The organism is bacterium SCSIO 12844 (assembly GCA_024397935.1).
Taxonomy (GTDB): domain Bacteria; phylum Pseudomonadota; class Gammaproteobacteria; order Francisellales; family Francisellaceae; genus M0027.
In genome coordinates this window covers 1,284,931-1,310,167 of sequence record CP073743.1, presented here as the reverse complement: position 1 = coordinate 1,310,167, position 25,237 = coordinate 1,284,931, and the positions used below count along the sequence as shown (strand labels likewise).

The following is a 25,237-nucleotide window of genomic DNA, read 5'->3' as shown; positions in this document are numbered from 1 at the left end:
TTATAACATAGTTTTATTTTAGTTTCAAAATATCAAATTTTTTACCTATATAACAAAATTTAATAAACACCACCTTATTTAGTTGTCTATTTTAGAAATCAGCAAATAAAATACTGGCACAATAAATAAAGTTACACAAGTTCCAATCATTAAACCACCAATAATAACGATACCAATTTGTTTTCCATACTCTGAACCTGGACCTGAGTCAAGAACTAGAGGTAAAGCACCTAATATCATGGCAGCTGTTGTCATTAATATAGGTTTCACTCTTGCTTTTGAAGCATTAATAATGGCATCTACCTTATTTTGACCTTTTTCTAATAATTGATTTGCAAATTCTGTAATTAAAATACCATGCTTTGTAATTAGACCAACCAAAGCAATTAAACCAATTTGACTAAAAATATTTAAGCTACTACCTGTTATATAAAGAAATAGTACTGCACCTGCTAAAGCAGCTGGAACTGTTGTTAAAATAATCAATGGTTGTCTAAAACTTCCAAACTGAGCTGATAATAATAAATAAATAAAAATAAGTGCTAATATCAAATTCTGTAACATACTATTCGCTGACTCAAGATAGTTTTTAGTTTGTCCAAACCAAACATATGAAACATCATCAGGCAAAACTTTACTAAGTAATGATTGCATATAGTCAACTGCATCAGAAGTACTATAGTTTTCTGATAAGTTCGCCATCACATGCAATGCATGCATTTGATTATAATTGGATAAAACTGTCGGTAAAACAGTCATTTTAGGCTTTATAAAAGATGAAATAGGCACCATATTCCCAGATGATGTTTTGACATAGATCATTTGTAGCTGTTTTAAAGAATTTATATTTGAAAAATTAGAAGATAATAAAATGTCATATGGGTAGTTATCATAATAAAACTCTCCAGCAAGATAGTTTCCAGTAAATATACCTAATGTACTTGAAATATCAGAAATATTAACACCCAAATCAGCAGCTAATGAGCGATTTAATTTCACTGAATATTCTAATTCATTAAATTGAATATTTGTCTGTATATCTTTAAAACCATGATTTGATTTCATTTTTTCCATTAAAGTTTGTGCAACATGGTACAAATATTCAAAAGATCCTTGAGAGACTAAAATTAACTCCATAGCAAATCCACCTTGTCCACCAATTCCCATAGGTGGTGGCGGTGCAACTGCAGCAGTAATTCCTGGAATATTTTGTACTTTTGATTGTAGTTGATTCGATATTTCAGATTGTGATTTACTCCTTTCACTCCATGGCTTTAAAACCAAATTTGCATTACCTTGATAACGATTAGGCTGACCTAAATTTATGATAATATTTTCTTTTTCAGCTGTCTTAGACAACGCATTACTAATTTCTAATGCATGAAACTTCATATAATCAAAACTTGCATTTGGCACAGCGTTAAAAGGAATTGTAATATTACCTTGATCTACTTCAGGTGCTAATTCCTTAGGCAATGCATATGTTATTAGTAAGCCCAATCCAATCAATAACATAAAAATGGCTAATATTGTCTTTTTATAACTCACCCAAATCGCTAGTTTATTGCTATACATTGTTATAAATCGATCAAAGTAATGATTAAACCATAAGCTATACTTATTCGATTTATTTTCATCTAGTATATAAGCACACATCATTGGTGATAATGTAATTGCAACAAAACCAGATAATAAAACTGCAATAACAATTGTACAAGCAAACTGCCAAAATAACTGTCCTGTTAACCCTTCACTAAAACCAATAGGTGCAAAAACAGCTGCTAATGTAAGTGTAATAACGATAATTGCAAAACCAATTTCTTTAGAGCCTTTTATGGCTGCTTCAAATGGTGTTAGCCCCAAGTGAATATGACGATGAATATTTTCTAAAATGACAATCGCATCATCTACAATCAGCCCAACGGCTAGTATCAAGGATAATAAAGTTAAAATATTAAGGCTAAATCCCATCCAATATAAAAATATAAAGCTACCTATTAAACAAATAGGTAAAGTAATAATTGGAATTAAGCTCGCTTTAATAGAACCAATGAATATCACAACAACTAAAATTACTAATATAATTGCTATAATCAATGTCTCATATGTTGTTTCAATCGATTTATTCAAAAACTTTGTTGCATTGAAACCCACTTTAAAATGAATATTATCAGGTAAAGAGAGTCTTAATTGATCTAAAACATTGTCAACATTATTAGCAACGGTAATTGGATTTGCAGTACTTGATGCAATGATATTAATTCCAACTCCTTTTTTTCCATTCATAAAGGAAGCTGTTGTATTTTCATTGGTACCTAATTTGATATCAGCTACATCTTTAAGATGAATATTTTTCCCTTGATAATGTGACACCACAATATTTTCAAATCCTAGAAGGTCAGATATCTTTGCCTGCGGCATTAAAGGATAAACTCTATCTTTAGACTTAATTTCACCACTTGTGCTTAAGGTATTTTGACTTGATATTGCACCGATAAGATCATTAACTGTAACTTGTAATGTCGCCATTTTTTGTGGTCTTAACCAAACCCTAATCGCATACTCTTTATTACCAAATAATGGAACTTGTGCCACACCTTCTACTTTTCTTAAACGAGTTAAAATATAACGATTAATATAATCTGTCAGTTGAGTAATTGTCATTGAGTTTGAGTAAAAAAAAAGGCTAAGAATTGGTGTTGCATTTGGATCTGCTTGATTAATATCAGGGCCAACAATACCATTTGGTAATTGGCTAGTTGTCTTAGCAACCATATTTGATATTTCATTCATTTTACTATTAAGGTCTACTCCAGGAACAAATCGAATAATGACATCACTAACACCATCTTGACTATTAGACTCAACATCATCAACCCCAGTAATTGTCGAAACTGCACTTTCAATCACATCAGAGACTTGTTCTTGCATATAAGTAGCACTTGCACCAGATAAAGTTGTATGAATACCAATTTCAGGTGTCGCTATTTTAGGATAACCACTAACTGGTAATCGTGAATACCCAATTAACCCAACAATAACAATTAAAATTGACATCACAATTGTAAATACAGGATAACGTATACAAACTTCTGAAAACTTCACCTTAAATACGCCCTATATTTAATTTAGGATTAATAATATTTACTAAATCACCATCTTTTAACTTTTCTTGACCTTCTACAATAATCTGATCACCATTTTTAAGGCCTGAAGTAATATATGCTGTATTATTAATAATTGCATTTACTTTGACATCAACTAACTTCGCCTTTTTATTTTTAACAATATAAACTTGATTACCCGAAATATCAGATACTAAAGCTATATTTGGTACCTCCACCATAGATTTTTTATCACCTAAATTTTGCCAAACCGTAACATACATTCCAGCTGTTAATATATGATCTAAATTTGGAATCAGTGCTTGGACAGTAATCGTATTTGTATTCTCATCAATAATTGGCGAGACAAAAGTAACCTTACCTTTAAATAATTTATCTGGATATGCATCACTTGAGATTGTAGTTTCTTGTCCTAGCTTTAATTTTGGATATAGCTCTCCTGGAATATTATAAACTGCGAGTAAGTTATCTGTATTGACTAATTTAACAATGGATTTACCCGTTGAAAGATAAGAACCTACTGTTAAAAAACTACTGCCTAGCATACCTGTAAATGGTGCCTTAACAATCGTCTGATGAATTGTTTTTTCTAATGTTGCCACTTGAATTTTTTGCATTTGATAGTTAGCAATTGCTGTATTATATGTGTATTCAGAAATTGCCCGCCTTTTAAATAATAATTCTGACTTTTTATAAATATCTTCGTACTGTTTAAGCTGTACTTTAGCCGCTTCTAATTGTAGTTGATATGTTTGATTTTCAAGTTTTAATAATAATTGCCCTTTATGAACACTCTGCCCATTTTTAAATAACCTTTCAGCAACTGTACCACTAATTTTAGAGGTTATTGTTACTATATTTTTTGCCTTTAAAATACCAATTAAATTGATTATGTCTGGTTTAGAGACTATCTTAGCTTCTGCTGTTTTCACATTAACTGGTTGTAATGATTGATTAAATGTCTCTTCTTTAGTTGGCCAATAATAATATAAAACAATTAATATCATTAGCACTATAGCAATTACAAAAAATACAATTGATTTTTTAGATATCACTGAAATCCTTATCTATTGATGATCATCCTTCTAATTTATCTAGCATAACTTAAATTATCAAATAGTTCAAAAAAACACAATATCAATATTTTAGCTAAAATTTTTACTCTTAACTTGCATACTAAATGATCCATATCTACATTTTAATAATAGAGTTCTTTAGTTTTAAGGCTAGTCATATGGATTATAAATCACGTTTAAATGAACAAATATTGGCAAGAGAAAACGCAATAAAAAACATTAAAAACAAATCATTTGATACCATTGCAACACATGGTGTCTATGATCTTAATGAAGCACTACTTAATCAAGGATCTATTATTGAGCCGATTTATATGACAACAGCACAAGGTTTCTCTAGTGCGGATGAACTAGAAGCAGCACTTGCTTATGAAATTCCAAGCTGGAGTTATACCAGAATACATAACCCAACATTATATTATCTTGAATCAACGCTAGCATTATTAGAGTCATATCAATGCAATGTAAATGCAAGTGCTTGTGTTACAAGTTCTGGTATGTCAGCAATTACTACTGTTGCTGAAAATCTATTAGCTGATACCCCCAAAGCAAACTTTATTTCATCGACTCAAATTTATGGCGGCACCTATCAACAATTTTCACAACGCCAAAGTGAAAAGCTACGTCAAGTTCGATGGATAAAACCCGATGCGCCACTAGAACAATGGAAAGATCAGATTGATAATAATACACGATTTATTTATATTGAAGTTCCATCAAACCCAAATTTAAGCATTTGTGATATCGAATCTATTGCAAACCTTGCACATGAACATGATATCCCACTTGTTATTGATAGTACTTTAGCAACACCTGCACTTCTACGCCCTTTTGCATTTGGTGCTGATATTGTGGTTCATTCACTTTCTAAGATAATCTCTGCTTCTGGTATGGTTATTGGTGGTGCTATTATTGCCAAAGAAAATATCAATGCATATTATCTCACTGATGAAATAAAAAATGACTTCTGTCAGTATTTAAAATTATTACCCAATCGTGATAATGGCGCTTGCTTATCCCCTATGCAAGCATTCCTTACACTCTCAGAATTAAGAACACTACGAATGCGTGTTGATCAGTTTTCACAAAATGCTTTAAAAGTAGCAAAGTATTTAAATAATCACCCTAATGTTGAATCTGTTATGTACCCTGGCCTTGATAATTTCCAACAACTAGAATTAGCAAATAAGTATTTTTCATTAGTTGATTCAGAATCCTTATCATCAAACCAAACACCAATCAAACGATATGGTCACTTATTATCCTTTGCAGTCAAAGGCAATGTTATAAGTGCAAAACAAGTATTAAACGAACTAAAGCTTATCTTTTGTGCAACTGATTTAGGAAGAATTAAAACCGTTGCAACAATTCCAGCTATCTCAACACACCAACAACAAGGTGAACAAGCAAGAGAAACTGCCGATATTAAAAATAATTTGATTCGCTTAAGTGTGGGGGCAGAAAACCCTGATGATATTATTGATGATTTAGATCAAGCATTAAAATATCTAAATAAAGTAAAATTATCTTTTGCAAGCTAAATATCATTCCTGTTAGAATTCATACAAATATATTCTAAATCAAGGAGTTTGATCAATGCTTTATCTAATAGATATTACTTTTACAAAATCATTAGATGAAATTAACCTTATACTTGATGAGCATAGAGCTTATTTGCGATCATTTTTATCTGATAATGGTTTGTTGCTAGCAGCTGGCCCGAAAACACCAAGAACAGGTGGCATACTGATTGCTAAAGGAGATAGAGCTGAAATTAATGCATTTATTCAAAACGACCCATATAATCTTCATGGGCTTGCTGATTATAAAGTTACTGCATTTGATCCTATAACTCGCCAAGAATTTCTATCACAATGGTATATATAAGCTTGAAAATACATCGATTTTCATCTAAACCTTAATTAGTTAATAACCATAAAGTTTAAAGATTCATATGCTTAAAGAAAAAATATTAAATGCTTCAGATAGTATACCTGCAGCTTATGAATTCATCAGTGATCAACAGTCCTTAAGCTTAAGTGGTAGTTGGAACTGGCAAAATTTTGATGAACATTTACTAGAGCAAATTCTAAAGGCAATTTTAAAAAATGGTCAAACTAATACAATTACAATTAATGCGTTAGCAATTAATAAATTTGACACCGTTGGTGCAACATTTTTAAAATTATTACTTGATCAGCTACTAAAAGCAAATATCCAGATCTCTACATTAAAATTAAAACAAACACATAAAGATTTATATGACTTAGTTAAAGAAAAAGTAACCGTTAGCCCACCTGAAAAAGTAAAGCGCATTAATCCAAAAGCAACTGCATATTATATTGGCCAGCAAACCTTCCAAACAGCTAAAGATATTTTAAATTTACTAGCATTTTTAGGTGCCATTGCCTTAAGTACGTTTCAATGGGTTAAAATACCATTTAAAACCAGATTACAACTAATCTGTGAAATTGTTATTAACGATGGCTATAAAGCTGTTGGCATTGTTTGTCTTTTATCGTTTTTAATTGGGATTGTTTTAACTTACCAAATGGGTGTGCAATTAGTTACTTATGGTGCAAATATTTTTGTAGTCAACCTATTAGGCTTATCTATTTTTCGTGAATTTGCGCCACTAATAACCGCTATTATTGTCGCTGGACGTTCTGGCAGTGCATTTGCAGCACATATTGGTACAATGAAAGTACAAGAAGAAATAGATGCACTACAAACAATGGGTATATCCCCTTTTAAACGACTTGTCTCTCCAAGAATTATTGGTTTAATTATTGCATTAACCTTATTAACAGTACTTGCTGATATTAGTAGTATTATTGGTGGTATGATTATGTCTAAAGCATACCTACAGATAAGTTTTTTTGAGTTTTTAACTCGTTTTCAAGAGGTTATTGCTGCAAAAAATTATATTCTTGGTTTAATTAAAGCGCCTGTTTTTGCACTTCTAATTGCTATTGTTGGTTGTTATCGAGGCTTTTGTGTTCAAGGTAGTGCTGCTAGCATTGGCCAAGAAACAACAAGATCTGTCGTATTATCAATTTTTTTAATCATTGTTGCTGATGCTGCATTCTCAATTCTATATAGTACATTAGGGATTTAGTCATGACTGTATTGACTAACTCTAACCAAAAACCAATTATCAAGGTTCATAACCTTGGTACGCGCTTTAATACACATTGGGTACATAAAGGACTTAATTTAGAAATTCTGCCTAATCGAATTATTGCTATTATTGGTGATAGTGGTGCTGGCAAAACAACCTTAATGCGCCAAATTTTAATGCTTGAAGAAATTGCTGAAGGTAGTATTTATTTAATGGGGGAATGTGTTACTGAGGTTGCCCCTGGAAGTAAAGAATCGAAACTAATGGCAAGTAAAATGGGCATGATGTTTCAAAAAGGAGCGCTGTTTTCTTCTTTAACTGTGCTTGAAAATATCATGTATCCACTACAGGAGTATACTGATTTTAGTTACCATACTTTAGAAGAAATTGCCAAAGTAAAACTCAATTTAGTTGGTCTACCTAAAAGTGCCTTTAATCTATTTCCTGCTGATTTAAGTGGTGGCATGATAAAAAGAACGGCATTAGCTCGAGCCATTGCATTAGACCCTGAAGTTATTTTCTTAGATGAACCATCCGCAGGCTTAGATCCAAATAGTGCCCATGAATTAGATATTTTAATTAAAGAATTGCAAGAGTCTTTATCTTTAACTGTTATTATGGTTACGCATGATTTAGATACACTCTGGCATATTGTTGATGAAGTCGTTTATTTAGGCAATCGAAAAGTACTTTTACATGATACCATTGCCAATGCAGCTGAAAACAAAGAACACGAAGCACTCTATAATTATTTTAATGGCCCTCGTGGCCATAAAGTTAAAGCCATTCATAAATCAAGCTTACCTGCTAGTCTAAGGAATACATCTGATGAGAAATAGAAAGCAATTTATTACACTCGGGATTTTTGTCATTCTAACTACTGCAGCAATGATTATTATTGCACTTTGGCTTACTGTTGGTATATCCAAAAATACTTATTACAACTATGTGAGTGTATTTCATGAGCCAGTTGATGGTCTAAGTATTAATTCCAATGTTTTATATAACGGTGTAAATGTTGGTAAAGTCCAATCAATAGAATTAGACCAAACAAACCCTGGAAATATTTACGTTACACTATCTATTGTAGCTGGTACACCAATCACTAAGCATACCTATGCAACACTTCAACAACAAGGAATTACTGGCTTATCTTATATTGGTCTTCAAACACCTAAAGATCAATTAAATAAAAAAATTGAATTGCTTGAACCTACAACAAAGCCCCCTTATCCTGTCATTAAGTCAAAGTTATCATTTATCAGTAGCTTAACCGACAAATTCCAAGAACTGTCAGATAGTCTTAGTAGCATTTCTAAAAAAGTAAATAATTTACTGAATAAACAAAATACGCAGCATATTGGTGATATTTTAGCAAATACAGCTGCAATTTCAGAAAACCTAAAAATATCCAGTGAAGAAACAACTAAATTAATTCAGTCTACAGCAAACATTACAACTTCATTTGAAAAAAATAATGAAAAAATAGATAATATTATTAATAATGTTGATGTAACAACATCTAAACTTAATTTAATTTCCAAGGAAATATTGTCTTTTACACAAACTATTGAGCAACAAACACTGCCTAATATAAATAATGTTCTGATTCCACAGTTAAGTAATACTTTAAATGGTTTTGATACAGTTTCGGATAATTTTAATCAATTGATTAATAAACTTAATCAAAATCCATCTATGCTTATAAAAGGACAAATACCATCACAACCTGGCCCAGGAGAGTAATATGGCTTATGATACATCTAAAAAATCAATCAGATTATCCTTAAACATATTAACAGTAACTACTTTTTCAATTATGTTAACTGGTTGTGGTTTATTTGCTCCTGTTAAAGTGCCTGAAACTAAAACCTATCAAGTTAATACCTCTAAACAGTTAGAGGTAACAAAAAATACATCTCCCAAAAAAGGTGTTATTCGAATTGATAAAATGCAAAGTGCTTCACCTTACAACAATACCAATATGTACTATACAATGGATAATAATCAAATTAAGCCCTATGCTTATAGTCGCTGGATTACATCCCCAAGTAATATGCTAAGTAATATACTATTAGAACAAATTGATCATGCTGATTTATACCAAGCAACCGTATCACCCTTATTTTTAGGACAAGTAAATTACCGATTAAGTACCATACTTTTAGAATTTAACCAACATATGGAAAAAAACTATAGTTATACCTCGATGAAAGTATTAGCTCAACTAGCAAATAATCAATCAGGCACTGTATTAAAACAACATTTGTTTAATATTAAAGCTAACTCTCAATCAACGCCTCTAGGTATGGTAACAGCAATGAATCAATCAACCGATATATTAGTAGAACAAATGATTGCCTGGTTAAATAACAAGCCAATCCCAAAAGCCCAAATACCGATTCCTGTTGCTAAAAAAGCTCAACCATTAGCTACAGCAACAAAGCACACGCCAGATAAGAAGCCAACCATAACACCTGTGAAACAAGCTGATACTCACTTACCTAATTCACAAGGTAATTTTTATCAATTATATTAAACCTAATTATTAACATGGAAGTTAACAATGAATGCAATTGAAGTTTTTTCATTAGAATGTTTAGTCTTAGCATGCATGCTGTTTTATCTAAGTTTAAGAGTTATTAAATATCGTCGAAAAGATAAGATAGCAACAGGTGCAAAAACAATAGCACTTGAAAAAGCAATACGAGCACAAGGTAATTTTACAGAGTATGTACCGATTACATTAATTATTCACCTTGGCCTAGCTATAATCAAGGTTAATGCATATTTATTAGCGCTATTTGCTATTTTATTAATTATTGGCAGAATATTTCATGCTTATAGCTCATTGAGCGCTGAACTACTAGAAAAACCAACGCTCATCTATCGAAAGCTAGGTATGATATTGACGTTTACATCAACTATTTTTTCTGCTATTTGTTTTGTATTTTATGCTTTTTTTATCATCTAATTTTAACTATTTCTCAAAATTATCCACGGCTTGAATAATTTCATCTTTAGCAGCTTTTGCATTATCAAAACCATCAACTTTAACCCATTTACCAGGTTCTAAATCTTTATAATGCTCAAAGAAATGCTTAATCTGGTTTAATAATGTTTCAGGCATATCATCAATATCTTTAATATGTGCATAGCTCTTCCATAGTTTTTCAACAGGAACTGCAATAATTTTTGCATCAACACCAGATTCATCTGTCATCTTTAATACACCAACAGGTCTACAACGAATCATAGTTCCTGGACGTAAAGGTACTGGTGTATAAACTAGTACATCAGCTGGATCACCATCATCTGATAAAGTATTAGGTATGAATCCATAGTTACATGGATACTGCATTGTTGCTGTCATAAAACGATCAACCACTAAAATATTTGCTTCTTTATCAAACTCATATTTAACAGGCTCATTAAAGGCTGGAATTTCAATAATCACATTAATATCATCTGGGATATTTTTTCCAGGTTGAATAGAACTAATCATTCTTTATCCTTACTACTTTTAATAAAATACTTTTCATGGTGCTATTCTCGCTAAATTCAAGCATAACTTCAACTTATAAATTCAGATAGAACCCCTCATCAATCAAAATAGTTGTGATATAATGCCATCTAAAATGCTTAAAATAATAGTGATACTTTAATATGTTATTAATGATTTTATTCTATATTGTCATCGGAGCAATTACAGGACTTGCCTCTGGTATGTTAGGTATCGGTGGTGGGTTAATCATCGTTCCTGGACTAACTTTTATTTTCCATTATACAGACCTTTCACCTATATATGATACACAGTTTGCTATGGGCAGTTCACTAGGTATTATGATTTTTACAGGCACATCAGCAATTATTGCCAATGCGCGTTTAAGCAGAATCCATACTAAAGTGTACTGGCAGTTATTATCAATTATTCTACCTATGTGTATCTTAGGTGCTGTTGTTGCTCGTTTTGCTCATGGTGATATCTTAATTTTAGTTTTTTCAATTACGCTACTGGTTATGATCTTTAAGTTAATCCGTAATAAGAAAGAAAAACAAACACCATTTAACTATCAAATTCCTGCCAATGAAATAGATATTAATGTTAGTAAATCACGCCGCATTAAATATGGTAGTATTATTGGCTTTATTTCTGGCATGCTTGGAATTGGTGGATCAATAATTAGTGTTCCTTTTCTTATTTCGCAAAATTTGCCTATTCGATATGCAGCTGGCACCTCATCTGCTTTAAGCCTACCAATCGCATTAGTTGGTAGTGTTAGTTACACCTTACTTGGTATTGCTTCTTCTGAAAATGTTAGCTATTCGAGTGGTTTTTTATATTGGCCTGCTATTATTACCGTAGGTATTGTTAGTATGTTAACAACACCTTTAGGAGCAAAGCTATCAACTGTAACACCACCGAATATAACACGTAGAATATTTATTATACTCCTTCTTTTAATCTGTATTAAAATGTTTTACATTGTCCTAATACAATGGCTGATATAAAAAGATAATGCGTTTAAAATTAATTAAAATCTTATTTTATCTTATTACAATAGGCTTAATCTATTTCACCACTAGCTGTAGTACATGGAAGCAATATTTTACAAATAATACACAACAAACTAATAAAGCTAATACTTCTGAACAAACTAAAAATAACACAAATCAAAAAGCACAAGCAAAGCCCGCCTATAGAACAATGACATTTTTACTATACGCTTCATTTTACTCTTTTCAAGCGGCTAAAGAAGCTTATAAAATACTCCATCAGCACTATCCTAACGATCAAGTATTTATTCGCCGAGTTGATATTAGTCAATCAACTGAAGAACCACAACTTATTTATCAAATTCTAATTGGCCCTATTCATTCACAAGAAGAGGCCACAAGACTAACTCAAAATATTCCATCATGGCTGCCTTATCAACCACAACTTATCAAAGTCAAAACTATCTATCATTAAATAAATTCATATGCTAAACTGTCGTGCTTGATTGAAATTTCAATCTTTTCGTGGGAGATTTATGAAAAAAAATGGTTTAATCGTTAGTTATTATCTATTAATTATACTAGCTTTAATCTGGGGGCTACAATTTGCTTTTAATAGTATTGCTCTAAAATCTATTTCACCTGAGATTCTTGCAACCTCAAGAATAACCATAGGTGCAATAACTTTATGTATTTTGCTTAAATTATTTGAAAATAATGCTCATAAGGTATTAAATAAACAACAAAAACTCACACGATCAGTTATCATACGTTATATTGCAATTGCATTTTTAGAAACCATCATACCAATGATTGCTATTGCCTGGGGACAACAATATGTAGATAGTAGTATCACTGGTATTTTAATGGGTACAATTCCCTTATTTGCAGTTTGTTTAGCTACGCTTTTTATTCCCGCTGAAAAAGCAACATTACGTGTTATTACTAGTATTATCATTGGCTTTGCAGGGTTAGTTATTCTACTATTACCATCGATTAATATGGGTAAATCAAATAATTTAATTGCTGAATTAGCTATTCTTTTTGGTGCATTATGCTTTGCTTCATCATTAATAATTATTCGTACTATGGAACAAAAATCACCACTTAGATTAACCCGTAATGTTTTAATTATTGCTGCTGTTCCAATGCTTTTATTTACACTAATCAAAGAACCACAAGCCTATTTAAACTTTACACCTGTATCTATAGTGACTGTTTTAATCTTAGGTATTTTTCCTTCAGGTATTGCATATTTATTGTATATTCAACTAATTAAACGTGCTGGTGTAACGTTTACCTCATTTGTTAATTATCTTGCGCCTCTAGTCAGTGCTTTTGCTGGTGCTTTATTCATGGGAGATCATCTATATCTATCAACTATCATTGCCTTAGTCATGATTATTGGTGCAATGCTGATTAATAATATGCCAAAATTAAAATTTAAAAAACTCAAAATTAATTAAATAGTATAGCTTCACAAAATTAAATATAAAGTAACATACCTTTACAAATTAAACATATAAATTAAAATAAATCATCAAACTTCTAATTTAGCAATTGCTACCTCATCAAGGAATTAAGTATGGTGATTCATCCAGTATTACAAAAACTAATAGCAGATCCAATGATTAGCTATTTCAAATCACAACCTGCAAAAGAACAACGTAAATTATGGGCTGAACGAATTGCAACATTTTACTCTACAAGCATTAAGCCTGAAATTACGCATACCAATATATCCATAGAAACTCGCTTTCATCAGCTTGATGCACGGCTTTATACACCCCAAAGCCATAATGATAATATTATCTTATTCATACATGGTGGTGGCTGGAGTTTAGGCTCTATTGATACCTATCAACTGATTTGTGACTATTTAGCTGATGAGTCTAAATCACAAGTATTATCCATCGACTATCGCTTAGCGCCTGAACATAAATTTCCTGCTGCTTTGGAAGATGCAATTGATAGTTACCACTGGCTAGTGAAAAATGCAGTGTCTTTAAATGCTAAACCTGATCAAATTATTGTTATCGGTGACAGCGCTGGTGGCAACATAACTGCCACATTAGCACATTTAACTAAAAATGAACTAATGAAACCCAAAGCACAAGTACTTTGGTATCCTGCAGTTGATGCAGACTACAACTACCCTTCAAAAAAAACCTATACCGATTCTATCTATATGTTGGATCGAAATTGGCTTGAGTGGTTTTACAGTAATTATGCTAGATCAGATGCTGATCGTTACCTACCTAATTTTTCACCAATATACTTTGAAAATTTTGATCATCTGCCACCTGCTCTAATTATCCTACCTGAACTAGACCCACTGCATGATGAAGGCATTGCCTATGCTGAAAAACTAAAAGAAAATAATAATATAGTAACCGTTAAAACTTATAAGCAAATGGTCCATGGATTTATCGGCTATATTGGTGTAATTGAAGATGCCCTTAAAGCAATAGAAGAAACAAGCCAATGGATTAATAATTTGTAAAAATAAATGGATGTATAACTTTATCTATGTGCAGAAAGTGAGGTTTCTCTCATATGCTCAGGTATATCAATCAAATCATCATTAACTCTCATAAAATCTATTGCTTGTTGTTTGTAGCTTCGATTATCTCTATTGTCTTGACCAACTTCTACACCAGGAAAAGATGACTCAATTGTATCTTTAATAATTCGTTTTAGAGCACTATTACTACTTGATATATTATCATGTACTAATAATAATGCACCTAAGCGCTGCTGATCATTCTCAGCACAGTCAGTAAAACTTTGTAAAAACTTTACATCATCTTCTCTTGTGTCATGTCTAAACATAACCAAAACACCAGCAGCACCTTGATATTCCTTTTCATATTCTGCTGCTATATTTGTTTTCATTGCCATATGTAAGCTACATAGATTCCGAAACCCTGAACCTGCTGAGATAGTGGCTTCTTCTGCATTTTCTAAGATACGATTTAGCCTAGGTAAGCTAAGTTGAATACGTCCAATTAATCCATTAACTACTTCTTGACGAGTTTCTGCTTTTGAATCGCGTTTAGCTCTATTTTGAGTAATTGCAATTTGACATGCTTCTATTGCTATTAAATAAGCTTCTTTTAATCGATAAGCTGCTAATTCTAAATCACCATGATTTTTACGATTTGTAATATCACCCATAAATTTTTCAGATGCAGTTTCAAAATCAATCGTATAAGTATCTATCAATCGTGATATAGCAATTAAGCGGGCAGAGGTTAGTTTCCAATTATCTTTACCACTTTCTTGGATATTATTTTTCAAAATTGCACATTCTAGTTTACTTGCATTTCTTGCTAGTTGATTAACACCCCCTTGTGGTTCTTGATAAATAATTGGATGACGAGTTGTAATGCTTATAATATTTCCATTAAGTGCTCTTAATTCACCACGATATCTATCCCATTCTCTAACGGTTGCATCAGATGGTTGATTATCACTCATACAGCTAAATGGCATAAACTTACCCTCCAGATCAATTTAACACACCTCATAATAATCAGACATTTTGAAGCAAATAAAGCTTAAAAATAAAACTGGTGTAATATAAAATTATTATTCTCTAGCACTAAATGAAATTTTTTTAGTTTATATTTATTAAAACCATAGAGTTATAACATGATAAACATTGAAATATTTTATTGTTATTAAGCTACTTAATATTACCAACTATCCAGCTAATACCATAGTTTGATGATTTTGAAATATTAACTTTACCACGCTCTTTATTTGAAAAAACTTTGAAGTAACCACTTTTATTTAATGCTAAACAACCAATCTCCCAATTAGCACACCAAATACCAAGCGCTAAAGGTGCATAATACCTAGATTTAGTTGCTGTCAAAAAATCAAATCTAACTAACTTATCTTTTTCTGAGGTGTTATCTATTACTGCTACTAATCTTGTTGTTTGCCCATTATAGGATGAGGGAGCCCACTGACAAACTTCATAACAACGACCATATTCATCTAATGGTTTTTCCATTATATTTGCAGGTTTTGTTAATTTTTCATCTGTAAAAACTAATTGTAATAATGACAATCGTTTATGCTGTAATTTTTGAATAAGCCGTATAAATAATGGCTTAAACATGGATTCATAACCAATAGCACAAACACAAATTACATGATCCTTACTCGAATCAAATTTATCACCAAGATGTTGAATAATACTTTTTTGATCTGCTCCAGGACCTATCCAACACGTTGCTAAACCCATTTTAGTAGCCTCGTGCACAATTTTTTGTAAGCTTCTACCAATATCAATAATTGCTAACCTACTATATTCTTTTGGGGCAATTGCAATTAAAAACTCATGCGCTCCAACAACTGGCCATACGGTTAATGCAGTTGCAACGTACTCAAATCTTATTGGTAAGCTTCCAAGTTGATTCTCTTGTTGAGTATAAAAATTAATCGTATTTGATAATTCTTGAAAGTGTCTTTCTGTTAATTTACGAGATTGAAAAGATCGACAAGAATGGCGTTTCCTCATTAAAGTAAATTCATCAAGACCATCATTTGGTTTTGGAATTCTCTCTTGCGGGTGTAAACCATATTTAACGATTAGAATAGTTCCTATCAATGCAATAGTAAAAAAAATAGCAAGAACAAATGGCAGCCAGAATAAAATAATTTGCCAGTAACCAATAAACCAACCAATACCTGCAATTAAGTATAAAACCACAACCCATACTGCATGGATAATATATTGTAACCAACCACTAAATTGCAAACGAACTTTCAATCGCCATAAAGCACTTTTTTCAAATTTATTTTGTATTTCTAATGCCACTAGCAAAACTCCAAATACTAGATAATGTTATTCTATTACCCCACAAGCAACTCGTGCACCACCTCCACCTAAAGCTTGTGGATGATCTGAATAATTATCACCCCCCTGATGAATCATTAATGCATGATGATCAACCATAGCTAATTTTAATCTTGGTGCTAATACAGGTAAAGTAGCTGTACCATTTTGATTTACTGTTAAAGCTGGTAAATCTCCTAGATGGCCATTTGCATTATAAGGCCCTAGATGTTGATTGGTATTCTCAGGATCATAATGTCCCCCGGCTTTTAATGCCGGTACTAGTTTTCCATCCTTTTTAGCGGGCATACAAGAAGGATTTTGGTGAATATGTAAACCATGAACACCTGGTGTTAAGCCTTTTAAATCAGGTATAACTAATAAACCATTTGCCGTATCTTTAAATGTAATTGTACCAATTTCAGCACCCATCCCTTTAGTTGAAACCAAATACATTTTAACAACTTCTACTTGACTATGTGCAAATACTTGCGATGATAAAATCATTAATAAAACAATTAATACCTTTTTAAACATCTATCAATACTCCTTTTAAAAACTTTAAGTTTATTATGCTTAGTTCTAGTTATTATATCCAGCTATGTTTTTGTATTGTCTTAATTTTTAATTAACTCAAATAATTATACTGATAACTATTATTTGATCCTTTAGGTGTTACATATGGACATTTTGAATCACCTGAAGCATCTTGTTGACACATAAATATAAGATTTTTGTTATCATTCATAAAAAACCCTTTCACATTACCTTGGTCACAAGATAGGATATAATGTTTTCCTGAGTAATCGTATTTTAAATGGCATGCAGTTGTTGTTGAAGTAAAATGAAAATCATACATTGGGTAACTATTATTATCATCAGCACTACTTAAAGTGACATATCCATCAATATCTGGAGAATTATTTTTTTCAATAGATACTTTACCTAAACCAATCGTTGTCGGTGTTAATTTATACCCCCCTTCACAAATAGTGAGATTAAATTTCCAAGTACCAGTTGCACCTGACCAGCTAGGGCTTCCATTTGTTGTTTGGGTTGCTAACTGACTACCAGCATCAAAATTATAAGATGAAGATGATTGCACTTTGGCTGTACAATCATGACCTAAGAAATTATCCCAACCACTTGCCGATGTTTTAATCCATGCCGTACCACTAACAATGCCATCATTAAAATCAATTTCACCATTAGATACAGAAGCAACTTGCTTACTGCTCCCTGGGTCAATACTTTGAGCTGAACCATTATTAACGGTTACATTTAATGTAAATGGACATGAATTTTTAATGGTAACTTGTGCTTTACTTTTACAACTAGCATAAGAAAATATTGGTAATAATAATGTTATTATTATGCTGATTAACTGCTTAGATTTTACCATATTCACACAACCCCAATCACATATTTATTATTCTTAATATAAAATGTGTTTTTAGGCTATCTAAGCTAATAATCAAATAAAACTGAAATTATTAAGAAAAATCTCAGTAATAAAACTTATTAGTTAGGGTAAATATAAGTTAACTCTTGTAGTTATACTGATAGTTATTTGATCCTCTAGGTGTTATATAAGGGCACTTTGAATGACCAGAAGCATCTTGTTGACACATAAATACAAGATCTTTGTTATCATTCATAAAAAAACCTTTCACATTACCTTGATCACAAGATAAAACATAATGATTTCCTGAGTAATCATATTTTAAATGACATGCAGTTGTTGTTGAAGTAAAATTAAAATCATACATAGGGTAGCTATTATTATCATCAGCCCCACTTAAAATAATATAACCATCTGAATCCGGTGTATTATTTTTTTCAACATTTACTCTGCCTAAACCAATTGTTGTTGGCTTTAATTTATACCCTCCTTGGCACATATTTAAATTGAACTTCCATGTTCCAGTTTGTTTCACTCCAAGCCAGTTAGAATTACTTTTACTAAAATTATCTAATCCATCATTTAAGCCTTGTGGATCGTCAAATCCATTATAATAAGTATATTCAACATGCCATTTACACTCAGTCGTACCATTACCACTAGATGATGTTTTAATTTTAGCATTACCTACCACGATTCCATCATCAAAATCAACCGTATCATTTGATATTGATGCAACCTCTTGTGTATCTCCAGGATTAATTTTTATCGTTTTCTTATCATCTACATTTACTTTTAACGTAAATGGACAAGAGTTTTTAATCTTAACAACTGCTTTACTTTTACACCCTGCATATGCAAACACTGGTAAAAATAGTAATGCTATTAAATAAGTCAATTGGTTTGGTCTTAGCATAATGATACAACCCCACATCATATTTATACTGTTAATATAACTTTAATTAGACTAACTAGATTAGTAAGCAAATTAAACTGAAATTATTATGAAAAATTTAAGCAATCAAAGACAATTTCTTTACATCATTAATGCCGCCTCCCCTGCTTGTTTAGCTGTATTTGCAGAGTCATTTGAAATTGCTAAATTACGCTGTGAAGTTGCTTGAGATGTTTCTCTTTTACCTTGTGCATAGGATGATGTTTTAGATTTTTCAGCTTCAATGCCTTGAGTCATTGTCTGTCCTCCTGCCTGAGCTGCACTTTGTGCATATTGCATACCTGCACCTTTAAACTCTTGGATTTCAGCCTCCCCTGCACGTTCACCTCTAGTATTGCCAATCCACTGTAATACTTTATCAGGAATAACATAAATTAATGAAAAACACTTCATAAATGCCATGGATAAAAATGTTGCATATAAGAAAATGATCATACAAGAAAATACTCCTCTGGCATAACTTGCCGCATCTGTACCATTAGATGCTGGCATTAAGTCTAATAATGAATCTGTAATTGCATGAAAACCATCTGCTGAGTACTGAATAACAACATAAGTTAGACCAATACCAAAAATCATACCTAAAATCATAAATACAGGTCTTAATATCAAATTCATACAAATCTGAATACCAGGCTCTGCTTTACCAAAAACTTCATGCCCTTCTGGATAAACCAAACCAAGTGCAACAACAGGTGCAGCAGCCATTGCCTCAATAACCAATAATAACCATGCTGTTTTACCAGCCCAAAAAAGAATATAGGGCGTTAACGGTATAATAATAGAGAATGAAATACCAATACTAAATATACTCGTTAAAACAAATAATACTAATGGTAGCCACATTAAACTTAATGAAAATTCTGCTAGCTTCATTGTAACTTGAAACATAGATTGGGCATAATCTAAACCACTTTGTGCGGCAAATGTACTACTGTATAAGCCTCCTGTTGCAGCATTCCACCCTGCATACTCTTCTGATTTCTTTTTATCTTTTTTAAATTTTTTCTGCGCTGAATTTTGTATCTCTTGCAGTTGATCTTTAGCATGAGAGAAAATACCCATCATACTATTAATTGTTCCTTCAATCAGCGCCATACCCACTGCTTGCACATTTTGAATCATACTGAAATTTTGTGCAGCAAAATCTGTTCCACCTTCATCATTGGTGTAGTCACTGTCTCCACTACAGTCACCATTAACACAACCTATATCATAAATTTGTTGTAATAAACCACCAGCTGCAGCTGAGTTATCATTCGTACCTAATGAATTAAATATCTCCGTTAACAGCTCTTGTGCTTGATCGGTTACATTTGATGTATTAACTGAAGCTTCACTACCACCAAAATCAATATCATTGCCTGAAAAAAATGTAAATAAATTAATAATTGGCAATACAGCCTTGTTAAATAATTTATTTGCTTCAGTTTGTTTTTTACTATTACTGATACTTGAATCCACATAGGGAGAATAAACTGAACTAACTAATGAATAATCAATATAAAGATACTGTGCATATTGAAATTGCATACCATCAGTTAAAAGATTATTTACTTGTTGTTGATATAAACTTTTATCACTATCAGATAAGCTGGAGTCACTGATAATCTGATTAAATAAATCTCTAACTGCACTCATTGAAGTGGTAAATGAATCATCTTCTGCTATCTGATCTTGAAATGGTTCTAAGTTAACTTGTGCTTGATATTGATAATTACTATTATCTGTTGGGTCAAATGACTCTGAGTTCTTTATTAAATTATCAATCCCATTTTCAACTCTTATGTAATGAACATTAAGAAATTGATAATCAATTGGAATCGTTGTTTGATTAGAAACTAAGTTTGCTGCATTAGAGAGTTTAGCAAAATTGGCATATAGATTCTGTAAGTTCTGCGATAAACTATTATCTAAATCAAGATAAAGTGTATCTGCATCCCACCAACCATAATTTTTAGCCTTATAACATATATTTGTATCATCTGAATAGTCACATTCTTCTGTTATAGAACCAGAATATTCTTCTAATTTTTTAATAATTTGTGTTGATGTATCATTAATTGCATTCGAATATTTCGGATCTAAAATTTCATCAGGGTCTTCAACTAAATTAATTATTAAATAACTATAATCAGATAAACCATATTGATCTGCAATTGTATTAATATCACTTTGGCTTGGCTGATTAACCATTTGATTAATATTAAGTTTACCAATCCAGTCAGCTGTATCTAATTTATATTGAATATACTGATCATTACTGCCTTCTACTTGAGACCAAGATGATAAGCCTTGATTTAATATCGATGTATAACTATCAAATGGTTTTACGCTAGAATTAATTGAACCATCAGAATTTAGTTGAACTGCAGTAGCTAATGGTTCAGCATACGATTGAACAAAACTATTATTAATATCTGTTGAAAAACTAATATCACATGATATAGGATGAACTTGAAATTTCTCAGTTGTATAACTGGTTCCTGTAACATTATCATTTGCATCATAAGTTGATTGAGGAACTTTTACTTTAACTGGCAATGTATTATTTGCCTTAATACACGGAGCGTTACCTGAACTACCCTCAGGCTTTACAAACGTATCATTACCTAACATATCTCTTGTTAAATTACTCATCATAAAAGTAGCTAAATAAGTATCAATATTATTTGATACTTCTGAGCTAACAACCGGAGGTACATTATTCGTTATAACATCCCCAACTACTTTTTCCCAAACATAATCAGCAAATGACACTCCTGCTGTTACCATTGCAAAGATCAAGTATTGAGCAACGCAATATCCTGTACTTAATGGCACTGCAAACATTGTGCCAAAAATAGCTCTTAATGAGATCCAATGCCCACTCCAGTTTTTTCCTAAAAACTGACCATCTCTAGCTGTATTAACTGTACCAACAAGAATAACAAAAGCATAAATAATAAAAACTACAGCTAAAAGGCCTGCATTAAAATACTTAAATGTAGTACTAAATAGTGTTGGGTTAATACTTGTTAATAAGGTTTGAACATCACCACCAAATATTGTGTTTAGTACTTTTTGTGAGGCATCACCTGCTGGGACTGTTCCCCAAATTGTCGAACTCATACGCTACTTTCACCTATATTATTGAATATAATAAGCCACAAACACTTATTTAAAGTGCTAGAGAATTTGTTAATTTGCTATCTTTAGATAGAAGTTCTAAAAGATGTATTACCTAAGTAATTTTAATGAAGTCAACCCGATTTGATTCGTGTTAAATTAGTCATGGTTTGTTGCTCCCGCCTGTTAATTAATCATATTTTTTATAGTTTTATTTAATTATAATTAACTATAAATCTCAAAAAACTGAAACAATGCGCTATTTTTTCAGTATTTTCATGTTTAAAGTAATATGCTTTAAACGCCATAATTATAATGATAACTTTCTGATACAGCATTGGATTTTAAAAATGGACATTCTAAATTACCGGAACTATTTTGTTGGCATATATAGACTAACTGCGTATTATTATTTGTAAAAAACCCCTTAATATTACTTCCATCACATGATGAAACAAAGTATTTACCATTATAATCATACTTCAAATGACAAGCGGTTGTAGTATTGCTAAATGTAATATCATAAGTATCATAACCACCATTATCATTTGGTTGTAAATAAATTACATTCGATGAATAATAAGTATTATCTTTTTCAATATGAATATTACCTAAGCCAATTGCTTGAACTGTTACTGCATTATCATAGCCATTTCTGCATATATCAAAATGCCATGTATAAGTTTTCTTTTGTCCACTACCTTTATCAGAACTTCTATCATCAAAACCATCTGGATCACTAAAATCTCCATGAGCCTTATCTTCTTTAATATGATGCTGACACCCAGAACCCGTATCAGTTTTACTAACTTTAATCTCTCCATAATCTGTATTAATATCGTTATTTATCCCATCTGTAAATTTTATCGTTCCATTTGACACATCCCCAACCATCTTCGTATCACCCGGCTGTATTGTTTGTGGTGACTTATTATCAACAATAACATTAATTGCAAATGGGCAAGAGTTTTGCATCTCCACTTTAGCAACTGTTTCACACTTAGCGAATACAAAGCCAGGAAAAAAACTAAAACCTAAGATAAAAACTTTCTGATATATACTTAATTTCATTAAAATCTCTTACTAATTTGTTATTATTATATTTCGCTTACGCTTAGTTTAAGCATAATAAGTCATACTAAAAACTGAAAAAAACAATAAAAGTTTAAGTGCTTCATATAATCAACACTAAAGCCAATCAGAAAAAATAACCATAAGTACTAGAAAATTATTTATTTTTAAAGGATTTCAAATCTATACTAGAATTAACAAATAGCGACTTAAAATCATTTATAAGGAGTATAAAGGAAAATGATTCATCCAATCAAATCATATGGGTTAATTGCTTTAGGCTCTATTATTATAACTTCTACAGCCTCAGTAACAATTGCTAATACTAACCAAAGTATGATTAAAGTTGATAATAAACCTCAAATACAACTTGCACAAAATACCTCAACACATTATATGCCACAACAATCAATTCCAACCGTTATTCCTGAACCACCTAAAATTAGACTTAATGCAGCTGCCTGGGTATTAATGGATTATCAAACTGGTGAAATCTTAACTGAAAAAAATATGAATAAAGAGCATAAACCTGCAAGCCTTACAAAAATACTTGCTGCTTATGTAATAGGTCAAGCATTACATGATAATATGATCAAATGGGGTGAAGTAGTCCCAATTAGTAAAAAGGCCTGGAAAACACCAGGATCAAAAATGTTTATTAAACCATCTGATCATTTAACAGTTGGCGATTTATTTAAAGGCATGGTCATTTCTTCTGGAAATGATGCAACAGTTGCCTTAGCTGAATTTGTTGCAGGCAGTGAACAATCATTTGTTGAATTAATGAACCATACTGCCAAACAGTTAGGAATGAATCATAGCAACTTTTCAACCTCAGATGGATTACCGGCTAAAAATCAATATACTTCTGCCTATGATATGGCTATTTTATCGCGAGCTTATATTCATACTTTTCCTGAGCTATATAAACTTTACAGTCAAAAAAGTTTTACATTTAATGGTATTACACAAAATAATCGCAACCGATTACTGAATCAAAAAACAGGTGTTGATGGAATAAAAACAGGCTATACTGACCAGGCAGGTTTTAGCCTTGCATCTTCTCAAATAAAAGATAGTAGACGTCTAATCGCTATTGTTTTAGGTGCGCCAAGTGATACAGCTAGAACTGAAGAATCAAATAAACTTCTAACCTATGGGTTTAGATTTTTTGAAAACTACGATGTTGCAGATCATGGAAAAAGCATTGCTAAACTGCGTATTAATAATGCTGAAACTTACCAATATCAATTACCAGTAGCTGTTAAAAATGATGTAGTTTTAACACTTGCTAAAGGCCAAGATAAACTTATTCATTTAAATGTTATGGCGAATGAAAATTTAAAAGCCCCCATTAAAAAAGATCAAGTAGTCGGTACTTTAACTGTTACCTTAAAAGGAAAGATACTTGTCACCACACCTGTATATGCTTTACAATCTGTTGAAAAAGCTGGATTTTTTACAAATATAGGACATACCATTCGTGGTTGGTTTTAAGATTTAAATGCAAAAAAAAACGATTTATATATTCTGGATTGCAGCTTTTATTTGCCTAGCATTTATTATTCATATAATTATGCAAACAAATCAAGAGAAACAGCTAACACCAGAATCCAATGAAACACTCCATCGCAATACTGTAATTCTAAATGCTATCAACCATCATTATGCCACCTATGGTTATATTAATAATCATAAAGTTAAATTTATCGTTGATACCGGTGCAACCAGCGTCTCTATCCCAGAGTCTATTGCTAAAACAATAGGTCTTAAAAGAGGTGCACGCTATCAAGCAATGACTGCTAATGGTAAAATTACTATCTATCGAACTTATATTGATCAATTAACAATTGGTAGCATTACGCTTAATCATGTTGTAGCTAGTATTAACCCATCATCTGATGATGATTATATTTTACTCGGTATGAGTGCATTAAGACGTCTTGAAATGCAACAAAAAAATAATCAGCTTATATTAATTCAAAACAAATAAATCACACATTTAATAAATATGTAACAGTTCTTTGCCATAA

The 25,237-nt window shown here is 31.6% G+C and carries 23 protein-coding genes; 13 read left to right on the top strand and 10 right to left on the bottom strand.

Going from position 1 to position 25,237, the window contains the following annotated elements:
• Positions 1–78: 78 nt before the first annotated feature.
• A complete protein-coding gene (locus KFE69_06290) occupies positions 79–3,105 on the bottom strand; it encodes an efflux RND transporter permease subunit (GenBank protein ID UTW43696.1) in 3,027 nt (1,008 codons plus the stop codon).
• Position 3,106: 1 nt separating this feature from the next.
• Complete coding sequence (locus tag KFE69_06285) at positions 3,107–4,180, bottom strand: efflux RND transporter periplasmic adaptor subunit (GenBank protein ID UTW43695.1); 1,074 nt, start codon at positions 4,178–4,180, stop codon at positions 3,107–3,109.
• Positions 4,181–4,359: 179 nt separating this feature from the next.
• Between KFE69_06285 and KFE69_06280 the strand changes: the two genes are divergently transcribed.
• The 7 genes from KFE69_06280 to KFE69_06250 all read left to right on the top strand — a co-directional run bounded on the left by KFE69_06280 (position 4,360) and on the right by KFE69_06250 (position 10,296).
• Complete coding sequence (locus tag KFE69_06280) at positions 4,360–5,742, top strand: O-acetylhomoserine aminocarboxypropyltransferase/cysteine synthase (protein UTW43694.1); 1,383 nt, start codon at positions 4,360–4,362, stop codon at positions 5,740–5,742.
• A gap of 55 nt (positions 5,743–5,797) precedes the next feature.
• A complete protein-coding gene (locus KFE69_06275) occupies positions 5,798–6,088 on the top strand; it encodes a hypothetical protein (protein UTW43693.1) in 291 nt (96 codons plus the stop codon).
• A 67-nt stretch (positions 6,089–6,155) separates the two neighbouring features.
• Entirely contained in the window at positions 6,156–7,319 is a 1,164-nt protein-coding gene (locus KFE69_06270) for an ABC transporter permease (protein UTW43692.1), read from the top strand.
• 2 nt (positions 7,320–7,321) lie between these two features.
• Positions 7,322–8,161, top strand: a complete 840-nt coding sequence (locus KFE69_06265; GenBank protein UTW43691.1) for an ATP-binding cassette domain-containing protein — start codon at positions 7,322–7,324, stop codon at positions 8,159–8,161.
• Positions 8,151–9,068: an MCE family protein gene (locus KFE69_06260; protein ID UTW43690.1), complete on the top strand. Its 918-nt coding sequence runs from the start codon at positions 8,151–8,153 to the stop codon at positions 9,066–9,068. Before KFE69_06265 ends, KFE69_06260 begins: the two co-directional genes overlap by 11 nt.
• 1 nt (position 9,069) lies before the next feature.
• Positions 9,070–9,861, top strand: a complete 792-nt coding sequence (locus KFE69_06255; GenBank protein UTW43689.1) for a membrane integrity-associated transporter subunit PqiC — start codon at positions 9,070–9,072, stop codon at positions 9,859–9,861.
• Between the two features lie 27 nt (positions 9,862–9,888).
• Entirely contained in the window at positions 9,889–10,296 is a 408-nt protein-coding gene (locus KFE69_06250; protein UTW43688.1) for an MAPEG family protein, read from the top strand.
• A gap of 6 nt (positions 10,297–10,302) precedes the next feature.
• On the opposite strand, the gene ppa is transcribed toward KFE69_06250, so the two are convergent.
• Positions 10,303–10,827: an inorganic diphosphatase gene (ppa, locus tag KFE69_06245; GenBank protein UTW43687.1), complete on the bottom strand. Its 525-nt coding sequence runs from the start codon at positions 10,825–10,827 to the stop codon at positions 10,303–10,305.
• A gap of 161 nt (positions 10,828–10,988) precedes the next feature.
• Between ppa and KFE69_06240 the strand changes: the two genes are divergently transcribed.
• The 4 genes from KFE69_06240 (at position 10,989) to KFE69_06225 (ending at position 14,322) form a co-directional block, all read left to right on the top strand.
• Positions 10,989–11,834 carry a sulfite exporter TauE/SafE family protein gene (locus KFE69_06240; GenBank protein ID UTW43686.1) on the top strand — a complete coding sequence of 282 codons (846 nt, stop codon included), beginning with the start codon at positions 10,989–10,991 and terminating at the stop codon, positions 11,832–11,834.
• A gap of 7 nt (positions 11,835–11,841) precedes the next feature.
• Entirely contained in the window at positions 11,842–12,294 is a 453-nt protein-coding gene (locus KFE69_06235) for a hypothetical protein (GenBank protein UTW43685.1), read from the top strand.
• A 61-nt stretch (positions 12,295–12,355) separates the two neighbouring features.
• The gene (locus tag KFE69_06230) at positions 12,356–13,285 is read left to right on the top strand and encodes a DMT family transporter (protein UTW43684.1); all 930 of its coding nucleotides are present in this window, start codon (positions 12,356–12,358) and stop codon (positions 13,283–13,285) included.
• Between the two features lie 119 nt (positions 13,286–13,404).
• Complete coding sequence (locus KFE69_06225) at positions 13,405–14,322, top strand: alpha/beta hydrolase (protein ID UTW43683.1); 918 nt, start codon at positions 13,405–13,407, stop codon at positions 14,320–14,322.
• Between the two features lie 20 nt (positions 14,323–14,342).
• Here KFE69_06225 and KFE69_06220 read toward each other — a convergent pair whose 3' ends face one another.
• The 7 genes from KFE69_06220 to KFE69_06190 all read right to left on the bottom strand — a co-directional run bounded on the left by KFE69_06220 (position 14,343) and on the right by KFE69_06190 (position 23,204).
• Positions 14,343–15,314 (bottom strand): hypothetical protein, encoded by a 972-nt coding sequence (locus KFE69_06220; protein UTW43682.1) that lies wholly within the window; start codon positions 15,312–15,314, stop codon positions 14,343–14,345.
• 193 nt (positions 15,315–15,507) lie between these two features.
• Positions 15,508–16,650, bottom strand: coding sequence for a nitroreductase family protein (locus KFE69_06215; protein ID UTW43681.1), 1,143 nt, complete (start codon positions 16,648–16,650; stop codon positions 15,508–15,510).
• Positions 16,651–16,677: 27 nt separating this feature from the next.
• Positions 16,678–17,205, bottom strand: a complete 528-nt coding sequence (locus KFE69_06210) for a superoxide dismutase family protein (GenBank protein UTW43680.1) — start codon at positions 17,203–17,205, stop codon at positions 16,678–16,680.
• Between the two features lie 91 nt (positions 17,206–17,296).
• Positions 17,297–18,070, bottom strand: coding sequence for a hypothetical protein (locus tag KFE69_06205; GenBank protein ID UTW43679.1), 774 nt, complete (start codon positions 18,068–18,070; stop codon positions 17,297–17,299).
• Between the two features lie 139 nt (positions 18,071–18,209).
• The gene (locus tag KFE69_06200; GenBank protein ID UTW43678.1) at positions 18,210–18,986 is read right to left on the bottom strand and encodes a hypothetical protein; all 777 of its coding nucleotides are present in this window, start codon (positions 18,984–18,986) and stop codon (positions 18,210–18,212) included.
• A 120-nt stretch (positions 18,987–19,106) separates the two neighbouring features.
• A complete protein-coding gene (locus KFE69_06195) occupies positions 19,107–22,136 on the bottom strand; it encodes a DotA/TraY family protein (protein ID UTW43677.1) in 3,030 nt (1,009 codons plus the stop codon).
• A 294-nt stretch (positions 22,137–22,430) separates the two neighbouring features.
• On the bottom strand, positions 22,431–23,204 hold the full coding sequence (locus KFE69_06190; protein UTW43676.1) for a hypothetical protein: 774 nt from the start codon (positions 23,202–23,204) through the stop codon (positions 22,431–22,433).
• A 240-nt stretch (positions 23,205–23,444) separates the two neighbouring features.
• Between KFE69_06190 and KFE69_06185 the strand changes: the two genes are divergently transcribed.
• Positions 23,445–24,701 carry a D-alanyl-D-alanine carboxypeptidase gene (locus KFE69_06185; GenBank protein ID UTW43675.1) on the top strand — a complete coding sequence of 419 codons (1,257 nt, stop codon included), beginning with the start codon at positions 23,445–23,447 and terminating at the stop codon, positions 24,699–24,701.
• A gap of 7 nt (positions 24,702–24,708) precedes the next feature.
• On the top strand, positions 24,709–25,197 hold the full coding sequence (locus KFE69_06180; GenBank protein UTW43674.1) for a retroviral-like aspartic protease family protein: 489 nt from the start codon (positions 24,709–24,711) through the stop codon (positions 25,195–25,197).
• The last annotated feature ends 40 nt before the right edge of the window (positions 25,198–25,237 follow it).

What these genes read in the sequence shown, in the direction of transcription:
- KFE69_06180 (UTW43674.1), top strand. Translation starts at nt 24,709, where the DNA reads ATGCAAAAAAAAACGATTTATATATTCTGGATTGCAGCTTTTATTTGC.
- KFE69_06195 (UTW43677.1), bottom strand. Translation starts at nt 22,136, where the DNA reads ATGAGTTCGACAATTTGGGGAACAGTCCCAGCAGGTGATGCCTCACAA.
- ppa (UTW43687.1), bottom strand. Translation starts at nt 10,827, where the DNA reads ATGATTAGTTCTATTCAACCTGGAAAAAATATCCCAGATGATATTAAT.
- KFE69_06235 (UTW43685.1), top strand. Translation starts at nt 11,842, where the DNA reads ATGCGTTTAAAATTAATTAAAATCTTATTTTATCTTATTACAATAGGC.
- KFE69_06270 (UTW43692.1), top strand. Translation starts at nt 6,156, where the DNA reads ATGCTTAAAGAAAAAATATTAAATGCTTCAGATAGTATACCTGCAGCT.
- KFE69_06190 (UTW43676.1), bottom strand. Translation starts at nt 23,204, where the DNA reads ATGAAATTAAGTATATATCAGAAAGTTTTTATCTTAGGTTTTAGTTTT.
- KFE69_06255 (UTW43689.1), top strand. Translation starts at nt 9,070, where the DNA reads ATGGCTTATGATACATCTAAAAAATCAATCAGATTATCCTTAAACATA.
- KFE69_06260 (UTW43690.1), top strand. Translation starts at nt 8,151, where the DNA reads ATGAGAAATAGAAAGCAATTTATTACACTCGGGATTTTTGTCATTCTA.
- KFE69_06230 (UTW43684.1), top strand. Translation starts at nt 12,356, where the DNA reads ATGAAAAAAAATGGTTTAATCGTTAGTTATTATCTATTAATTATACTA.
- KFE69_06240 (UTW43686.1), top strand. Translation starts at nt 10,989, where the DNA reads ATGTTATTAATGATTTTATTCTATATTGTCATCGGAGCAATTACAGGA.
- KFE69_06200 (UTW43678.1), bottom strand. Translation starts at nt 18,986, where the DNA reads ATGCTAAGACCAAACCAATTGACTTATTTAATAGCATTACTATTTTTA.
- KFE69_06250 (UTW43688.1), top strand. Translation starts at nt 9,889, where the DNA reads ATGAATGCAATTGAAGTTTTTTCATTAGAATGTTTAGTCTTAGCATGC.
- KFE69_06275 (UTW43693.1), top strand. Translation starts at nt 5,798, where the DNA reads ATGCTTTATCTAATAGATATTACTTTTACAAAATCATTAGATGAAATT.
- KFE69_06220 (UTW43682.1), bottom strand. Translation starts at nt 15,314, where the DNA reads ATGCCATTTAGCTGTATGAGTGATAATCAACCATCTGATGCAACCGTT.
- KFE69_06225 (UTW43683.1), top strand. Translation starts at nt 13,405, where the DNA reads ATGGTGATTCATCCAGTATTACAAAAACTAATAGCAGATCCAATGATT.
- KFE69_06185 (UTW43675.1), top strand. Translation starts at nt 23,445, where the DNA reads ATGATTCATCCAATCAAATCATATGGGTTAATTGCTTTAGGCTCTATT.
- KFE69_06210 (UTW43680.1), bottom strand. Translation starts at nt 17,205, where the DNA reads ATGTTTAAAAAGGTATTAATTGTTTTATTAATGATTTTATCATCGCAA.
- KFE69_06265 (UTW43691.1), top strand. Translation starts at nt 7,322, where the DNA reads ATGACTGTATTGACTAACTCTAACCAAAAACCAATTATCAAGGTTCAT.
- KFE69_06280 (UTW43694.1), top strand. Translation starts at nt 4,360, where the DNA reads ATGGATTATAAATCACGTTTAAATGAACAAATATTGGCAAGAGAAAAC.
- KFE69_06205 (UTW43679.1), bottom strand. Translation starts at nt 18,070, where the DNA reads ATGGTAAAATCTAAGCAGTTAATCAGCATAATAATAACATTATTATTA.